Here is a 16377-nt window from a genome sequence, read left to right on the forward strand (position 1 = left end):
GGCACGGCGCGACCTCCCCACGCGCCGTGCCGCGCCCCACCCATGCCCGAAACCGCACGGCCCGCAAGGAATCCCCATGCTCATCGCCGCTGACGCGCCCCCACCCCCCGTCCCGCACACCGGCGGACTGCTCACCGTCATCGACGGCACCGCCGGTCTGCTGACCGTGGCCGCCCTCGGAATCGCCCTGCTGCTCTACCTGATCATCAAGGTGCGGCTCCAGCCGTTCGTCGCCCTGCTCGCCGTCTCCATAGCCGTCGGCCTCGCGGCGGGCCTGTCCGTCACCGAACTCTTCGGCACGGTGCAGAAGTCCGCGGCCGTCTCCGTCATCGAGACCGGCATGGGCGGCATCCTCGGCCATGTCGCCATCATCATCGGCCTCGGCACCATGCTCGGCGCGATCCTGGAGGTGTCCGGCGGCGCGGAGGTGCTCTCCTCCCGGCTGCTCGGCCTCTTCGGCGAGAAGCGCGCCCCGCTCGCCATGGGCCTCACCGGCCTGATCTTCGGCATCCCCGTCTTCTTCGACGTCGGCATCTTCGTCCTCGCGCCGATCGTCTACGCCGCGGCCAAGCGGTCCGGCAAGTCGATCGTCCTGTACGCCATGCCGCTGCTCGCGGGCCTGTCGATGACCCACGCCTTCCTGCCGCCGCACCCCGGACCGGTGGCCGCCGCCGGACTCTTCCACGTCTCCCTGGGCTGGGTCATCCTCATGGGCGTCGTCGTCGGCGTCCCGGCCGTCCTCGCGGCCTGGGGCTACGCCGCCTGGATCGGCAAGCGGGTCTTCGTCGAGGTGCCGCAGGACATGGTGGAGGCCGCCGAGGAGTCGAAGGCCGCCGTCCTCGCCGAGCAGCGGGCCGCGGGGCGCGAGCCCCGGGAGAACCCGGTCGCGCTCTCCACCGTGCTCGCCATCATCGGCACCCCGCTGGTGCTGATCCTCGCCGCCACGTTCTCGTCCATCGCCCTCGACGAGTCCACCTTCCGCTCGGTCGTCGAGTTCTTCGGCAACCCGTTCGTCGCCCTGACCATCGCGCTGGTGCTGGCGTACTGGCTGCTGGGCATCCGGCGCGGCTGGTCGCGCAAGTCGCTGGAGTCGGTGTCCACGCAGTCGCTGAAGCCGGTCGGCAACATCCTGCTCGTCGTCGGCGCGGGCGGTGTCTTCGGCGCGGTGCTCAAGGCGAGCGGTGTCGCCCAGGCCCTCTCGGACACCTTCAACGACGTCGGCCTGCCGGTGATCGTCCTCGCCTACCTGATCTCGCTGGTGCTGCGCGTCGCCCAGGGCTCCGCGACCGTCGCGATCGTCACCACGGCGGGCATCGTGCTGCCCCTCGTCGAGAACGGCGGCCACTCGCAGGCCTTCCTCGCCCTGGTCATCATGGCCATCTCGGCGGGCTCCATCTTCGCCTCGCACGTCAACGACGGCGGCTTCTGGATCGTCTCCAAGTACTTCGGCATCTCCGAGCGGGACACCCTCAAGACCTGGACCGTCCTGGAGTCGGTGCTCTCCGTCGCGGGCTTCGCGGTCGCCGCGGCGCTGAGCCTGGTGGTGTAGCGGGCCGCCACGCCCGCGGGGCGGGTACCGGAGCATCGGCTCCGGTACCCGCCCCGCGGCGTCACGGCCTCAGGAGCAGTACTGCGCCTGCTTGCCGATGGAGCGGTACATGCAGTCCGAGTTCTCCAGCAGCTGGAGCACCGCGTCGCGGTTGCGGCTGGTCTCGCGCTCGATCACCTCGTCCGGCGGGTAGAAGCCGCCCCCGGAGGCGCTCGCCGGGTACATCTCGAAGGTGTAGCCGAAGATCTTCTGGCTGCCCCACAGCCAGTCGTCGATCGAGCCGTCGGTGACGTAGAGGTCGCTCGACTGCTCGGCCGTGTAGCCGTTGCTGGCCGCCATCTTGCCGCCGACGGCCGCGAAGGCGTCCCGGTCGTCCTTGGTCAGGCCGGGTGCGGTGTCGGCCGTGGTGTAGCCGTACGGCCACAGCACCAGCTCGCTGTAGGTGTGGAAGTCGATGCCGGTCCTGATCTGCTGCTTGCCGCCGACCACCCGGGAGCGGACGAAGTCGGCGACGACCTTCACCTCGGGCGCGGACTCGGCGGCCCGGCCGCGGTAGGTCTCCGAGCTCGTCGATCCCGAGGAGCCGCCGCAGCAGCCCCACTTGAAGTTCCAGTTGCGGTTCATGTCGGTGCCGACGTAGGAGGAACCGGAGTTGGGCTGGCGGTTCTTGCGCCAGCTCCGGTAGGAGCCGGAGGCGATGTCGTACTCTCCGCCGTCCGGGTTGAGGTCCGGCACGATCCAGATCTCGCGGCCGTTGACGGCGTTCGTGATCCGCTGGTCGGAGCCGTAGTCCTCGGAGAACTCCCGCAGCAGGTAGAGCGCCATCTCCACGGTCAGGTGCTCACGGGCGTGCTGGTGGTGGGTGAAGAGGACCTCGGGCTCGTTCTCGTCGGTGGCCACGTTGTCGCTGACCTTGATCGCGACGATGTCCCGGCCCTGGTAGCTCTTGCCGATCACGCGCTTGCTCATGATGGCCGGGTTGGCCGCGATGCGCTGGTCGATCTCCGCGGTCATCTCCGCGTAGTTGTGGTAGCGCGAGTCGGCCGAGGGGAAGTCGAACGGCTTGACGTCCGCCGAGGCGATGCGCCGGTCCGGCGGTCCGGGCAGCTCCTTCAGGGTGTGGCCGAGCCCGCGCAGCCGGGCGGCCTGCGCCGCGTCGGCGCTGACCACGACGGTGTGGTCGTCGACCTCGTCGATCGAGACGCCGGTGGCGGCGATCGCCGTGCGCTCGGCGACGCTCTCGGGGCCGTGGATCAGGTACTGCCGGGTCCGCTCCGCGTCGTCGGCCGCGGCGCTGCGCGGGGCGGGCCGCTCGGGGGCGGGGGACGCGCTCGCGGTGAGCGGGACCGCGACGGCGAGGGCGACGACGGCCGCCAGGGCCGCGGACCGTTTGCCGGCGCGGCGCCGCGCGGACGCGCGCCGGCCGAAGGGGTGTGTGCGCATGCAGGTGCTCCTGTGAGGTGGGGGGTTGAACGGGGCGGTGCTGCGGTGCCGTGCGGCGGTGCTCCGTGCTCACGGGACGTGCGGGTGCGGCCCATCGTCCGCGCATGGCATGTCACGGTCAATAGCCGCTACCGGCCATGGCCGGTAGCGGCCGCCCGCCCGGGCCCCGCCGGCGGACCCGCCGCCCGGCCGTCTGCACAAGGTCCGCCCCAGTCGATCACCGCAGGCCCTCTTGCGTGATCAAGCGCGCCCCGCTTTCGTGACCCCAGTCACCTGGTGGGACGAGTGGGAAGGCGGCCGCGCATGACGGACACGACCGAGGAGAGCACCGCGGGGTCGGTGGGGCCCCGGAAGCCGAGCTGGCGCTACATCGGCCCCGGCATCGTCGTCGCCGCGACCGGCGTCGGCGCGGGCGACCTGGTGGCCACCCTCATCGCGGGAAGCAAGTTCGGCTACACCCTGATGTGGGCGGCCGTCATCGGCTGCGTCGTCAAGATCTCGCTCGCCGAGGCCGCCGGGCGCTGGCATCTGGCCACCGGCCGCACCCTCTTCGACGGCTGGCGCTCCCTCGGGAGGTGGACCACCGTCTACTTCGCGTTCTACGTCGTCGTCTGGGGCTTCGTCTACGGCGCGACGGCCATGTCCTCCAGCGCCCTGCCCATCGTGGCCCTCTTCCCCGGCGGGCCCGGCCTCAAGACCTGGGCCGTGCTCACCGGACTGGTCGGACTGGCCTTCGTCTGGTTCAACCGGTACGCGGTCTTCGAGAAGGTCATGACCGTCCTCATCGGCGTGATGTTCGTGGTCGTCGTCTACGTCGCGATCCGGGTGGCCCCCGACATCGGCGCCTCGTTCGCCGGCCTCGCGCCCGTGCTGCCCGACGGGTCCCTGCTCTACACCCTCGGCCTCATCGGCGGCGTCGGCGGCACCATCACCATGGCCGCGTACGGCTACTGGGTGAACGCCAAGGGCTGGACGGACACCCGCTGGATGAAGGTGATGCGCCTGGACAACCGGGTCGCCTACATCACCACCGGCATCTTCGTCGTCGCCATGCTCATCGTCGGCGCCGAGCTGCTGCACGCCTCCGAGATCGCCCTCACCAAGGGGGACAGGGGCCTGATCGACCTCGGCACGGTCCTGGAGGACCGGTACGGCGCGGTGACCGCCAAGCTCTTCCTCGTCGGGTTCTTCGCCACCTCCTTCTCGTCGCTCATCGGCGTCTGGCACGGCGTCAGCCTGATGTTCGCCGACTTCGTCGAGCAGCTGCGGCGCGAGCGCGCGGGGAGCGCCGCCGGGGGCGAGGGAGCCGACGGGGCCGCTGCGGCGGAGGTGGCGTCGGGCGCGAAGGAGCGGTCGGCCGCCTTCCGCGGCTACCTGCTGTGGCTGACGTTCCCGCCGATCTCGCTGCTCTTCCTGGACCAGCCGTTCGGGCTGGTGGTCGCCTACGGAGTCCTCGGCGCCTTCTTCATGCCCTTCCTCGCGCTGACCCTGCTGTGGCTGCTGAACTCCTCGCGCACCCCGGCCGAGTGGCGCAACGGCATCGTCAGCAACGTGATGCTGGCGGGCGCGGGGCTGCTGTTCGTCGTGCTCTGCGTGCAGCAGGTCCGCGATCTGCCCTGGTGACCTCTGCCGGCGCCGCCCGCCGCGGGTGGCGCCGGCCTCCGCCCGCACCGCCGTCCACGCGGCGGGCACCGGCGCCGCCGGTCACGCGGCGAGGGCCCGCACCACCGGGGGAGCGGTGGTGCGGGCCCTCGCCGGCCGGGGGAGCCGTGACGGCTACGGCAGGTTGTGCACGTGCGGGCCGACCGCGTTGGACCAGGCGTTGCCCGCGGTGGCGTCCCAGTTGGTGGACCAGGTCATCGCGCCGCGCAGGGACGGGTAGGTCTTGGACGGCTTGAAGGCGCCGCAGCCGGTGCCGCGGGTCAGGCAGTCCAGGGCGTTCTTCACGATGGACGGGTCGACGTAGCCGCTGCCGGCGCCGCGCGTCGAGGCGGGCACGCCGAGACCGACCTGAGAGGCGTCCAGGCCGCCCTCCAGCTGGATGCAGGCGAGCGCGGTGAGGAAGTCCACGGAGCCCTGCGAGTACACCTTGCCGTCGCAGCCGAGCATCGAACCGCTGTTGTAGTACTGCATGTTGACGACCGTGAGGATGTCCTTCACGGCGAGCGCCAGCTTGAAGTACTCGGTGTTCGTGTTCTGCATGTCGATGGTCTGCGGCGCCATCGTCAGGACCATCGAGGGGCCGGCCTTCGCCGACAGCTGGCGCAGCGCCTTCGTCAGGTAGGTGGAGTTGATGCCGTGCTCCAGGTCGATGTCGACCCCGCTGAAGCCGTACTCCTGGATCAGGGCGTAGGCGCTGTTCGCGAAGGCGGTCGCGGAGGCGTCGCTGTTGATCGTGACGTTGCCCTTCTCGCCGCCCACCGAGATGATGACCGACTTGCCGGCGGCCTTCTTCGCGGCGATGTCCGCCTTGAACTCGTCGAGAGAGCCGTAGCCGACCGCCGGGTCGAGGTTGAACACGATCTGGCCCGGTGTGGCGGTGGAGTCGGCGAACGACACGGCGATGATGTCGTACTGCGCCTGCACGTCACGGAGCTTCTGCACGGTCGCGCCGTTGTTGAAGTTCTGCCAGTAGCCCGTGACCGCGTGCTTCGGCACGGAAGGGTTCGGGTTGCCCGTGCTCTTGCTGGTGCGCGCCGACACCGCCGCGGACTTGGCGGACTCGCCCGCCGCGTTGGTCGCGCTGACCTGGAACTGGTACGCGGTGTCGGCGGCGAGACCGGTGACGGTGGCCGAGGCGCCGCTCACCGACTGCACCTTGGCGCCGTCGCGGTAGACGTTGTACCCGGTGGCGCCGGAGACCGCGCCCCAGCTCAGGGCCACGGACGAGGGCGTCACGGTGCCGACGGAGGGAACCGCGGGGGTTGGGGGCACGACCGGGTCCGGGTCGGTGCCGCCGCCGCCGTCGGGACCGAGGACGCTCACGTCGTCCACGTGGTAGGCGGGCGTGCCGTACCAGCCGTGGGTGTAGACCGTGACCGAGGTGGTGCCGGGGCCGGTGGTGAAGGTGGTGGACAGCTTGGTCCACGCGCTGCCGCCGGGCGTCCAGGTGGACACGTCGGTGGTGCCGGTGCCGCTCGCGCCCAGGTAGGTGAGACCGCCCTGGACCCAGGCACTGGTCGTGTAGGTCGAGTTGGGCTTCACGGCCAGGGTCTGCGCGCAGCGGGCGTTGTCCATGCCGGCGGGTGTGGCCTTCAGGGCGCCCGCGCCGGTGCGGACGGGGGAGGAGACGGCGGAGCCGCTGCCGGCCGAGCAGGTCCAGTTGCTCAGCCCGGTCTCGAAGCCCGCGTTCTTGACGACGTTGACGTCGGCGGCCTGGGCGGTGCCCGCGGTGCCCAGGAGACAGAGCCCGGTGCCGACGGCGAGCGCGACGCCGGCGCCCACGAATCTGCGGGCGGGTGAGGTGCGGTCCACTTGCTTCCTCCGGTGGGGAGTCGGGGGTACGGGAGGTTGCCGGAGACCCGGCGCCGGGGCTCCCGGAGCCGGGGCACCGAACGGTGGCCACCGTGGAGGTACAAGCTGGTCCAGACCAATTCGGTTGTCAAGACCTCTGGCGGAGGTGAGGCCTCGTCAGTCCCCTTCCTGGAGAAGGTCGGCGGCCCATCCGGCGACACAGCCCAGCGCCAGCACGGCACTCGACATCAGCACCCCCTCCGCCGCCGGCTCCCCTCCCTGGAGGGCCAGATTCAGGGCCTGCGCGGCCAGCGGCACCGCCAGCACGGCCAGCAGGTGCGGCCCCGTCCGGTAGCGGAACGGCGGCCGGTGCACCCGCCCCGCCGCCCATGCGGACAGGGCCACGCACACCGCGTCGGGCAGATGGATCAGCAGCAGCCGGCCGGTGAACGACTCCGTCCCGCCCTCCGCGGCGAACTGCTCCCGGACGAGGGTGAACTGCACGTACTCCGTGAAGAGCAGGACGACGATGCCCGCCGCCCACGCCTTCGTCAGCGCGAGGAACCGCGCCCCGCGGCCGTCGTCGTACCGGGCGGGGGCCCCGGGGTGGTCGTAGCGCGTCATCTGGTGCCTGCCTTCCTCGTCGTACCGGTGGGGGAGCCGCCGGGCGGCGCGGGGGAGGGGGTGATGGCGGTGTGCGACGGGGTCGTGTCCGTCGCGGCCCGTCGCACGGATGCCCGGCTCACCGGCAGGCGGGCTCACCGCAGGCCGGCTCACGGCAGCCCGGTGAGGAACAGCGCCGCGCTGCCCGCGGTGACCAGCGCGCAGCCGGCGGCGGCCACGGCGCCCCGCAGGACCGGCGAACGTCCGCAGGTACCGGTGACGCTCGCCGTGCCGCGGGGGTCCTCCGGCCGGTAGCGCACGGTCACGGGCGTCCCGCTGCTCATCGGGTACGGGCTGAAGTCCTCGAACTCGACCACCTCCCCGGTCGCCGTGCGGAAGGCGAACCAGTGCCGCGCCGCCGCCGTGCACCGGCGCGTCGACGGCTCCACGCGCACGCACTCCCCGCCGGTCGTGACGGCGTGCCGGACGGCCCGCAGCAGCCCGGCGAGACGCCCCGCGCAAAACGCGGTGAGAACGCCGAGGAGCAGGGTGGTCACCCCGAGGAGGAACTGCCCCTCCGCCGTTCCCGCCGCCACCGGCCGCCCGCCTCCCTGTATCTGTCCGCCGCCCGCCGTCCGCTGTCCCACCCCGTGCGCGGCCGTGCACCCGACGCCGCCCGCCGCCGCCCGGCGCCGCGTCGTGCGTCCGCCGCCCCCGCGAGGCCCCCGCGCTACTTCACCGCGATGCTCTCGACGATCCGGCGCACGTCCGCGTCGGAGAGCGCCCCCTCGGCCGAGTCCACCCGCACCGCGTACGCCGTCTCCGCGGAGTCGAGCCCCGCGACGATCACCCCGTCGACCCGGGTGCCCTCGGCAGGCCCGCCCGCCTCTCCCGAGGCGGTGAACGCGAAGTCGATCCGCTTCGCGTCCCGCACCTGCTCCCCGCCCGCGACCCGGATGCCGCGCTGCCCCTCCACCGTCGCGCCGAGCGCGATGCCCGCCTCCGCGCCGATCGCCGCCTGCTCGGGCGTCCGGGCGTTGGTGAAGCCGAGCTGGACGGTGATCACGGCGACCGTCCGGCCGCCCTCCTCCAGCACCGCCGCCGCCGCGTTGTACGTGCCGCGCTCACCGGGGCCCTGCTCGGTGAAGGACGCCGGACGGGCCACCTCCACGGAGTCCGTCCGCATGACCTGCCAGCCGTCGGGCACTGTCGCCCCCGCCGGATCGTCCCCGCACGCGGTGACCAGCAGGGCGAGCGCGGCCAGCCCCGCCGCGAACGCGCCCCGCCGCGGCCCGCGCCGCCTGGCGCCGCCGCACGTCGTCCTGGTGAATGCGCTGCTCATGGTGTGTGCGCTCCCCTCGGCCCGGTCAGTTCGCACAGTAGCTGTACGGCGTGTAGTCACGGCTGCTCCCGTTCGGGGCCCCGAGGAACTCGGCGTCCTGAAGGGTCTCCTCCTTCTTCTCGGTCGAGACCGAGAAGCCGAGGCTCAGCCCCAGGTTGAGCTCGAAGCCGTACTCCGCCGCCTCGGTCTGCCCCGTGTACGTCGTCCGGCTCGACAGCCCCTCGTCGAAGAGCAGCTGCCCGAAGGGGTCGTCCGACCCGGGCCGGGTGGTGGGCGCCCTGTCCGAGAACAGGTACGCGAACGGCGCGCCCCGGTCGCCGCCGCCGTCCAGCCACGCCTGGGCGGTCGCCCGCTGCGCCGCGCCCTCCGCGCCCGGCTCCAGGACCACCGAGTGGGTGACGACCTCGATCCCGGTCGTCTGGTCGGAGCCCTTCACCCCGCCGCTGTTGCCGCGCTTGTCGTCGCCGGACTTCCCGTTGTCGCCGCCGGCCTTGGCGCCGTCCCTGGCGGTGCCCTTCTCGACGGTGCGCGTCATGTCGATGCGCAGCAGTTCGCCGGTCTTCTTGTCGTGGGTGACGGTGATGGTGCCCGTCTGCGTGGTGGAGGCGGAGGACTCCCCGCTGATCGAACCGGCCTCGTAGCCGGCCTTGGTGCCGTACTCGACGGCCGCCGAGTAGGTGTAGGACTTGGTGTCCTTGTGGTTGTTGTCCGTCCAGGTGACCTCGGGCGCGAACCTGAAGTTGCCCCCGAGGGCGGCGCTCAGCTTCCTGTCGTCCCCCGCGCCGATCCTGATGCCGCCGGCGGCGCTCGCCTCGAAGCCGACCTTGCCGTAGCTGATGTGCCGGTCGCCGAGCTTGTCCTCGATCCGGTCGCGCAGCTTCTCCTCCTCGGCCATGGGGCCCTTGCCGAAGAGGTACAGCAGGCTGTTCCCGAGCCCGCCGCCGCGCGCGTCGGCGTGCCGGTTGGCGAGTTCGTAGGTCTTCAGGCCCTCGATGTCGTCCCGGAAGGCCGCCGCGTCCGCCTCGCTGTCGAAGACCCAGGTGTCGCCGTTGGTCACCTTGATCCCGGCGCCCAGCTCGACCTTGTCCGACCCGAACCTCCCGACCTTCGCCCCCGGTTTCCAGTCCTTCTTCGCGGCGACCGACGCCGCGTCGGTGAAGGTCATGGTGACCTGCTGATCCTTCTCGTCGACCGTGCCGTCCCTGTTGACGTCGGTCTTCGCCCGGAACGTCTGCTGCTGGAAGCCGTACTCCTCGCCCCACTCGACGAAGAGGACCTTCGCCTTCGCCCCGGCCCTGTCGCTGAACGACGAGACCTGGCACAGGGGCGGTTCGTAGTCCGCGTCGGTGCGGGGGGCGGCCCCGGTGTCCGCCGGGCCGTCGCACGCGGAGCCGTCGATCGCGCAGATGATCTTCTCGGTGATCGCCGCGCCGATTCCGGATCCGGCCACCGCGCCGACGAGCGTGGCCACGACCACCACGACGCCGAGGTACTCGGTCGCCGTCGCCCCCCGGTCACGTCTCATGGGACGCCCCCTCCCAGGTCACACGCATGGTTCGCACACGGAATCGGAAGGGGAGCGTACGCACGTGGTCCGGTGCCCGGCGTGGGCCCGGGGGCCCCAATGGGGGCCCAATCAGCAGAAACGGTTGACCACAATTCGACGCCATGTGACAGGAGTTGACGAACGACTGTTTTCTCCGTGTTTCCCGGGCCGGGTGCGTCACGGGATGCCCGCGGGGGGTCTGAAAACTGTTCTCTGCCCCGAAGGACCTGGCTAGAGTGCTGGCAGGAGCACGAGCAGTGGAGAAGCGGCGGCCGGACGCCCGGAAGCCGGATCCGAACGGGGATATTGAGCGTGCAGACCGCCATCGCCGTCACCAGCGCTGATCTGGTGCTGCCGCCGACGGACCAGCACACGCCGACGGCTGCGCTGATGCCGCACCCCGACGCCCAGACCCTCGACGCCGCGCTGGCCGACACACAGGTCCTGCTGGAGCAGCACGGCTACGCCGTCGTGCTCTACCCGGCATCCCTCCCGGTGGTTCACGAACGCAGACTGCACGCCGTCCGCTCGGTGCTGGAGACCGACCGGATCGCCCTGCTGAAGACGGCGCTCCCCCCGCTCGGGGTCGCCGTCCTCGTCCGCCAGCTGCGCCAGCTGTCCCTCTGCGACTTCAGCGCCGGCGTCGTCGCCTCGGCGGCACGCCTGCTCGCCCACTACATCCACGCGGGCGCCGTGCTCGGCTCGGTGGCCCGCCTGGACCGGGTGCCGGTCGGTCTGAAGTCCCACGCGAAGTCCTGGGTGCCCGGCACCCAGTTCGGCGTCGTCGCCCACCCCGACCCGCAGCTCGTGCGGATCGGCCACGGCGACCTGACGGGACCCCAGTTCGGCAACCACCTGCTGGTCGCCAGGGGGCAGCTCCAGAGCGACTGGCCGACCGCCGCCCTCGCGCCCGCCTGGCACTGCCAGGCGGTGCACGAGGCGCCGCTGCCCGAGGAGTCCCCGCGCTGGTGGGGAACCCGGAAACTGATCGAATTCGCCGCCTACCTCCCCGACATCACCCTCATCTACCAGCTCGTCTCCTCGGTCAAGCGGGAGAAATGCACCTGGTGCGGACTGGAGATCATCGGTGATCGCTGCGGATTCTGCGCCGCCCCGCTGCTGCCCCCGGAGAACCGAACCGGTGTGTCCGGTGTCCTGAGCCAGGGAAAACCCATGAACCAGGGCTCATAACCGCCGACCGCCGGAAAGAGGCCGGCGCCGACGCACCGCCGGACCGGCCGACCCGCACCGTCCGCCCTCTCGTCCCCACTCCCCATCGAGGTCGTCCCGCTCATGAATTCACGGCAACGCCGCGGTGTCATTCTCCTGCTTCTCTCCGTCCTCTGCGCCTTCGGTGCCTTCGTCGGCGTGCTGTCGGTGATCAGCGATGTGAATTCCAAGGTCGGACCGGAGGTGACGGCCTATCGCATCAAGGCGGACGTCGCTCCGTACACGCAGCTCCAGGCGGATCAGTTCGAGAAGATCAGCATGCCCGAGCGGTGGCTCTCGACCAGTGCGGTGACGGACATATCCATGGTCGACGGCAAGATCGCCGTCACCCAGCTGCGCAAGGGCTCGCTCCTCCAGACGGACATGTACGTGAAGCGCCCGGCACTGGAGAACGGCGAACAGGAGATCGCCATCATGATCGACGCCGCCACCGGCGTCGCCGGCAAGATCACCCCCGGCGACCTGGTCAACATCTTCGCCACCTTCGGCGACGAGGGGCGAGGGGACGAGGGCCAGGTCGCCGAGTCGCGGATCATCGTCCCGAACGCCAAGGTCATCGACGTCGGGAAGCTCACCGCGCTGGAGCCGCGGCGCGACGACCGCGACGCCGTCGCCACCCAGGCCGTGCCCATCACGTTCGCCCTGAACACGCAGGACGCGCAGCGCGTCGCGTACGCGGAGTCCTTCGCCGTCCACGTGCGCCTCGCCCTGATCGCCAAGGGAAGTCCCACCACGCTGCGTCCGGGTGAAGGCAAGTACACCCTCGACGAGGACCGGAACAAGTGAGGGCCGGATGACGACACGCATCCTCCCGGCCGTCGGTGACGCCGACGCCGCCCGATCCGTCACCACGCTGCTCAGCCAGCTGCCGGACGCCGAGCCCGCCGCCCCGGTGGCCGACTCGACCACCCTGCTCGACACCCTCGCCCGGCTCGCCGGCGAGTCCCTGGACGAGCTGCCCGAAGTGGTGCTGGTGCACGAGCGGATCGGGCCGGTCCCGGCACTGGAGCTGATACGCGAGGTGGCGCTGCGCTTCCCCGCGGTCGGCGTCGTCCTCGTCACCGCCGACGCGAGCCCGGGCCTCTACTCCGCGGCGATGGACTCCGGCGCCCGCGGCCTGGTGGCCCTGCCGCTGTCGTACGAGGAGCTCACCCAGCGGGTCCAGGCCGCCGCGTCCTGGTCGCTCGGCGTCCGCAGGCACCTGGGGGCCGGCGGCGACGTGTTCACCGGACCCGGCGGCACCGTGCTCACCGTCTCCGGGGCCAAGGGCGGCGTGGGGACCACCCTCACCGCCGTGCACCTGGCCCTCGCCGCACGGGCGTCCGGGATGACGACCGCGCTGGTCGACATGGACCTCCAGGCCGGAGACGTCGCCTCCTACCTGGACGCGCCCTTCCGCCGCTCCATCGTCGACCTGGCCGGCATCCAGGACATCTCCCCGCGGGTCCTCCAGGACGCCGTCTTCAGCCACGACACCGGCATCGGGCTGCTGCTGGCCCCCGGCGAGGGGGAGCGCGGCGAGGAGGTCAACGACCGGGCCGTGCGCCAGATCGTCAGCGCCCTGCGCAACCGCTACGAGGTGGTGGTCGTCGACTGCGGCACCCAGATGAACAGCGCCAACGCGGCGGCCATCGAGATGGCCGACACCACCCTGCTGGTCACCACCCCCGACGTGGTCGCGGTCCGGGCCGCCAAGCGCATGGTCCGGCTCTGGGACCGGCTCCAGATCCGCAAGGCCGAGGAGACGGTCACCCTCGTCAACCGCTTCATCCGCAACACCGAGATCCAGCCTGCGCTCATCGAACGGATCACCGGCACCCGGGTCGCCCGGACCTCCGTCCCCGCGAACTTCAAGGAGCTCCAGGCCTCCGTGGACGCCGGCCGGATGCAGGATCTGGAGGCCAAGTCGTCCGTGAAGCAGGCCCTGTGGGGGCTCGCGGGCGAACTGGGAATCGTCAAGGCGCCCGAGAGCAGGGACAAGGCGGGCAGGTTCCGGGGCGACCGGGGCTCCATCGGCGTACGCCGCCGCCGCGGCGACAAGGGGGAGAGTTGAGCGATGCGCGTGCTGAGCGCACCACAGACGGGAACGGCGTTCCCGCACGGGGACGGTGACACGGGTGGCCGCCGCGCACACCGCGGGCGGCTCGACGACCGCGGGCAGGTGGCGGTCGAGTTCCTCGGCATGCTGCCGCTGATCGCCGCCGTCTGCGTCATCCTGTGGCAGTCGGCCCTGCTGGGCTACACCTACATCCTCGCCGGCGACGCCGCCGACTCGGCCGCCCGGGCCGGCGCCGTCGGCCCCGCCCCGGCGGCGCAGTGCCGCTCCGCCGCCACCGAGGACCTCGACACCTGGCGGCAGGGCTCCTCGGTCTCCTGCGGCTCCGCCGCGGGGGGCCTGTACGAGGCGGAGGTGCGGCTGAGGGTCCCGGTGCTGTTCCCGGGCTTCGTCAGCTTCCCCTTCGACGTCACCGGCCATGCCGCCACCGTCGAGGAGGGGGGATGACCGTGTCCTCACGCCGGCGCGACCGCGGCCAGGTCGCCCTCGAGTTCACCGGCTTCCTCCCGCTGCTGCTGCTCCTCGCGCTCGCCGCCGTCCAGCTCGGCATCGCCGCCTACGCGAGCGTCCAGGCGGGCACCGCCGCCCGCGCGGCCGCCCGGGCGGACAGCGACGACGACTGGCGGACCCACAGCGCCCACGCGGGCCGCGCGGCCGTCAGCGGCTGGCTCACCGACGGACCGGGGGACTACCTGCACACCTCGCGCCCCGGCGGCGGGGAGGTCACCTCGACCGTGCGCATCAGGATCCCGTCCGTCGTCCCCTTCGTCGACGACTGGGGGTACGCGGAGCGCAGCTCCACCATGCCCAAGGACTGATCAGGACCGCACGAACGCTCCAGTACAGCTGAGGAGTCACACATGAGCCTGCGGGCACGCATCAGCGCCCCCGAGGACCGCGGGGGCGGGCGCGACGACGGCCATCTCGTCGCCACCTACCGCGCCAAGCTCCTGGAGGAGATCGACCTCGCGGAGATGTCCTCGCTCGCCGCCGCCGACCGGCGCGCGCGGCTGGAGCGCGTGCTCGGGCACATCATCAGCCGCGAGGGACCCGTGCTCTCGGCGTCCGAACGCTCGCAGCTCATCCGCCGCGTCGTGGACGAGGCCCTCGGACTGGGCGTACTGGAACCGCTGCTGGAGGACGCCTCCATCACCGAGATCATGGTCAACGGCCCGGACCAGATCTTCGTCGAGCGCGGCGGCCGGGTCGAGCTGCTGCCGCTGCGGTTCGCCTCCAACGAGCAGCTCATGCAGACCATCGAGCGCATCGTCTCCACGGTGAACCGCCGCGTCGACGAGTCGAACCCCATGGTGGACGCCCGCCTGCCCTCCGGCGAGCGCGTGAACGTCATCATCCCGCCGCTCGCCCTCTCCGGAGCCACCCTCACCATCCGGCGCTTCCCGCGGGCCTTCACCCTGCACGAGATGATCGGGTTCGGCTCGCTCGACGAGCAGATGCTCCTCCTGCTGTCGGCACTGGTCCAGGCGAAGCTCAACATCATCGTCTCGGGCGCCACGGGCACGGGCAAGACCACGCTGCTCAACGCCCTCTCCGGGCTCATCCCCGAGGGCGAGCGCGTGATCACCATCGAGGACTCGGCGGAACTCCAGCTCCAGCAGCAGCACGTGATCCGCCTGGAGTCCCGCCCCGCGAACGTCGAGGGCAAGGGCCAGATCACCATCCGCGACCTGGTGCGCAACTCGCTGCGCATGCGCCCCGACCGCATCGTGGTCGGCGAGGTCCGCGGCGGCGAGACGCTTGACATGCTCCAGGCAATGTCGACGGGGCACGACGGATCGCTCGCCACCGTCCACGCCAACAGCGCCGAGGACGCCCTGATGCGCCTCCAGACCCTCGCCTCCATGTCCGAGGTGAAGATCCCGTTCGAAGCGCTCCGCGACCAGATCAACAGCGCCGTCGACTGCATCGTCCAGCTCACCCGGCACGCCGACGGAGCCCGCAAGATCAGCGAGATCGCGCTCCTCGACTCCCGCGGCCAGGAGCCCTACCGGCTCGCCAGCGTCGCCCGGTTCGACGCCCTGCCGATGGCCGCGGACGGGCGCGTGCACGGCGCCTTCGCCCACCACCCCCTGCCCCGCCGGATCGCCGACCGGCTCTTCATGGCGAGCCAGCCCGTGCCGCAGGCCTTCGGCGTCGCCGCGCACCGCGACCAGCTCGCCGTCCGAGAGGCCAGGTAGGCACCCATGACCAACACCGCACTGCTGACGATCGGCGGCACGCTCCTGTGCGGGGTGCTCGCCGTGACGGGCGTCCACGCGTGGTCCTCCGGGCGCTCCCAGCACCGCGCCCTCCTCGACCGGCTCTCCCAGACCGGCGCCATGGAGGAGACCGGCCTGCGCAGGCGGCGCTTCGGCGCCGTCGACCGCAGGCTCCGCCGCACCTCGCTCGGCAGACGCATCGAACTGCGGCTCGCGGCGACGGGCCTGGACATCACGCCCGGCGAGTTTTTCGTGTACATGGTCGTCGGTGTCGCCGGGCTCTGGATCACCGCGCAGACGGTCTTCGCCTCCTTCTTCGGCCCCATCGCCGGCCTGCTCGGCATCTGGGGGGCCTTCGGCTTCCTCAACTGGCAGCGGAACAAGCGGATCGAGAAGTTCATCAACCAGCTGCCCGAACTCTCCCGCATCCTCGCCAACGCCACCCAGGCCGGCCTCGCGCTGCGGACCGCCCTGTCGATGGCCGCCGAGGAACTGGAGGCCCCGGCGGGCGAGGAACTGGGCAGGGTGTCCGACAAGCTCGCCGTCGGCCACTCCATCGACGACGCCCTCGGCGAACTCGCCGAACGCCTCCCCTCCCGTGAACTCGTCGTCCTGGTCACCACACTGGTGCTCTCCAACCGGGCCGGCGGCACGGTCGTCGGCTCCCTGCGCAACCTCACCGAGACCCTGGAGGAGCGCAAGGAGACCCGGCGCGAGGTCCGCACCCAGCTGTCGCAGGTCAACATGACCGCCTACGCCGTCCCCGCGATGGGCCTGGGAGCCCTGCTGCTGCTCGACCGCGTGATGCCGGGGGCCATCGACCGGATGACCAGCTCCTTCCTCGGCCAGACCGCGGTGGTCGTCGCACTCGTCCTGTACGGGCTGGGCGTCTTCGTCATCCGCCGGCTGTCCAAGATCGACGTCTGAGGGGGCCGC

15 protein-coding genes are annotated in these 16377 nt (G+C 71.7%); 9 read left to right on the top strand and 6 right to left on the bottom strand.

Annotation, left to right across the window (positions count from 1 at the left end; translation table 11 throughout):
• Positions 1-76: 76 nt before the first annotated feature.
• Complete coding sequence (locus IAG43_RS20310; protein ID WP_187742124.1) at positions 77-1549, top strand: GntP family permease; 1473 nt, start codon at positions 77-79, stop codon at positions 1547-1549.
• A gap of 69 nt (positions 1550-1618) precedes the next feature.
• On the opposite strand, the gene IAG43_RS20315 is transcribed toward IAG43_RS20310, so the two are convergent.
• Positions 1619-2992, bottom strand: coding sequence for a M14 family metallopeptidase (locus IAG43_RS20315; protein WP_187742125.1), 1374 nt, complete (start codon positions 2990-2992; stop codon positions 1619-1621).
• 303 nt (positions 2993-3295) lie between these two features.
• Here IAG43_RS20315 and IAG43_RS20320 point away from each other — a divergent pair, with 303 nt between their 5' ends.
• Positions 3296-4615, top strand: coding sequence for an Nramp family divalent metal transporter (locus IAG43_RS20320; protein ID WP_187742126.1), 1320 nt, complete (start codon positions 3296-3298; stop codon positions 4613-4615).
• 153 nt (positions 4616-4768) lie between these two features.
• Here the strand turns inward: IAG43_RS20320 and IAG43_RS20325 are convergent, their stop codons facing one another.
• The 5 genes from IAG43_RS20325 to IAG43_RS20345 form a co-directional block, all read right to left on the bottom strand.
• Positions 4769-6466, bottom strand: a complete 1698-nt coding sequence (locus tag IAG43_RS20325; protein WP_187742127.1) for a chitinase — start codon at positions 6464-6466, stop codon at positions 4769-4771.
• Positions 6467-6622: 156 nt separating this feature from the next.
• Entirely contained in the window at positions 6623-7069 is a 447-nt protein-coding gene (locus IAG43_RS20330; RefSeq protein ID WP_187742128.1) for a hypothetical protein, read from the bottom strand.
• Positions 7070-7218: 149 nt separating this feature from the next.
• Positions 7219-7644, bottom strand: coding sequence for a DUF3592 domain-containing protein (locus IAG43_RS20335; protein ID WP_187742129.1), 426 nt, complete (start codon positions 7642-7644; stop codon positions 7219-7221).
• Between the two features lie 134 nt (positions 7645-7778).
• Positions 7779-8390, bottom strand: a complete 612-nt coding sequence (locus IAG43_RS20340) for a hypothetical protein (RefSeq protein WP_187742130.1) — start codon at positions 8388-8390, stop codon at positions 7779-7781.
• A 25-nt stretch (positions 8391-8415) separates the two neighbouring features.
• Entirely contained in the window at positions 8416-9915 is a 1500-nt protein-coding gene (locus IAG43_RS20345) for a hypothetical protein (protein ID WP_187742131.1), read from the bottom strand.
• Positions 9916-10248: 333 nt separating this feature from the next.
• Between IAG43_RS20345 and IAG43_RS20350 the strand changes: the two genes are divergently transcribed.
• From IAG43_RS20350 to IAG43_RS20380, 7 genes are all read left to right on the top strand, one after another.
• On the top strand, positions 10249-11127 hold the full coding sequence (locus tag IAG43_RS20350; protein WP_187742132.1) for a hypothetical protein: 879 nt from the start codon (positions 10249-10251) through the stop codon (positions 11125-11127).
• Between the two features lie 102 nt (positions 11128-11229).
• Entirely contained in the window at positions 11230-11952 is a 723-nt protein-coding gene (gene cpaB / locus IAG43_RS20355; RefSeq protein ID WP_187742133.1) for a Flp pilus assembly protein CpaB, read from the top strand.
• A gap of 7 nt (positions 11953-11959) precedes the next feature.
• Positions 11960-13219: a CpaE/TadZ family protein gene (locus tag IAG43_RS20360; RefSeq protein ID WP_187742134.1), complete on the top strand. Its 1260-nt coding sequence runs from the start codon at positions 11960-11962 to the stop codon at positions 13217-13219.
• Between the two features lie 3 nt (positions 13220-13222).
• Positions 13223-13669 carry a TadE/TadG family type IV pilus assembly protein gene (locus IAG43_RS20365; protein WP_246574459.1) on the top strand — a complete coding sequence of 149 codons (447 nt, stop codon included), beginning with the start codon at positions 13223-13225 and terminating at the stop codon, positions 13667-13669.
• Positions 13666-14040 (top strand): TadE/TadG family type IV pilus assembly protein, encoded by a 375-nt coding sequence (locus IAG43_RS20370; RefSeq protein WP_187742135.1) that lies wholly within the window; start codon positions 13666-13668, stop codon positions 14038-14040. The genes IAG43_RS20365 and IAG43_RS20370 overlap by 4 nt, the downstream gene beginning before the upstream one ends.
• A gap of 42 nt (positions 14041-14082) precedes the next feature.
• Positions 14083-15420 (top strand): TadA family conjugal transfer-associated ATPase, encoded by a 1338-nt coding sequence (locus IAG43_RS20375; RefSeq protein ID WP_187742136.1) that lies wholly within the window; start codon positions 14083-14085, stop codon positions 15418-15420.
• 6 nt (positions 15421-15426) lie between these two features.
• Positions 15427-16368 carry a type II secretion system F family protein gene (locus tag IAG43_RS20380; protein WP_187742137.1) on the top strand — a complete coding sequence of 314 codons (942 nt, stop codon included), beginning with the start codon at positions 15427-15429 and terminating at the stop codon, positions 16366-16368.
• The last annotated feature ends 9 nt before the right edge of the window (positions 16369-16377 follow it).

This window comes from Streptomyces genisteinicus (genome assembly GCF_014489615.1).
Taxonomy (GTDB): domain Bacteria; phylum Actinomycetota; class Actinomycetes; order Streptomycetales; family Streptomycetaceae; genus Streptomyces; species Streptomyces genisteinicus.

Excerpts from the sequence above, each read along its gene's own strand:
- IAG43_RS20310 (WP_187742124.1), top strand. The coding sequence starts at position 77 with ATGCTCATCGCCGCTGACGCGCCCCCACCCCCCGTCCCGCACACCGGC.
- IAG43_RS20315 (WP_187742125.1), bottom strand. The coding sequence starts at position 2,992 with ATGCGCACACACCCCTTCGGCCGGCGCGCGTCCGCGCGGCGCCGCGCC.
- IAG43_RS20320 (WP_187742126.1), top strand. The coding sequence starts at position 3,296 with ATGACGGACACGACCGAGGAGAGCACCGCGGGGTCGGTGGGGCCCCGG.
- IAG43_RS20330 (WP_187742128.1), bottom strand. The coding sequence starts at position 7,069 with ATGACGCGCTACGACCACCCCGGGGCCCCCGCCCGGTACGACGACGGC.
- IAG43_RS20340 (WP_187742130.1), bottom strand. The coding sequence starts at position 8,390 with ATGAGCAGCGCATTCACCAGGACGACGTGCGGCGGCGCCAGGCGGCGC.
- IAG43_RS20345 (WP_187742131.1), bottom strand. The coding sequence starts at position 9,915 with ATGAGACGTGACCGGGGGGCGACGGCGACCGAGTACCTCGGCGTCGTG.
- cpaB (WP_187742133.1), top strand. The coding sequence starts at position 11,230 with ATGAATTCACGGCAACGCCGCGGTGTCATTCTCCTGCTTCTCTCCGTC.
- IAG43_RS20360 (WP_187742134.1), top strand. The coding sequence starts at position 11,960 with ATGACGACACGCATCCTCCCGGCCGTCGGTGACGCCGACGCCGCCCGA.
- IAG43_RS20365 (WP_246574459.1), top strand. The coding sequence starts at position 13,223 with ATGCGCGTGCTGAGCGCACCACAGACGGGAACGGCGTTCCCGCACGGG.
- IAG43_RS20370 (WP_187742135.1), top strand. The coding sequence starts at position 13,666 with ATGACCGTGTCCTCACGCCGGCGCGACCGCGGCCAGGTCGCCCTCGAG.
- IAG43_RS20375 (WP_187742136.1), top strand. The coding sequence starts at position 14,083 with ATGAGCCTGCGGGCACGCATCAGCGCCCCCGAGGACCGCGGGGGCGGG.
- IAG43_RS20380 (WP_187742137.1), top strand. The coding sequence starts at position 15,427 with ATGACCAACACCGCACTGCTGACGATCGGCGGCACGCTCCTGTGCGGG.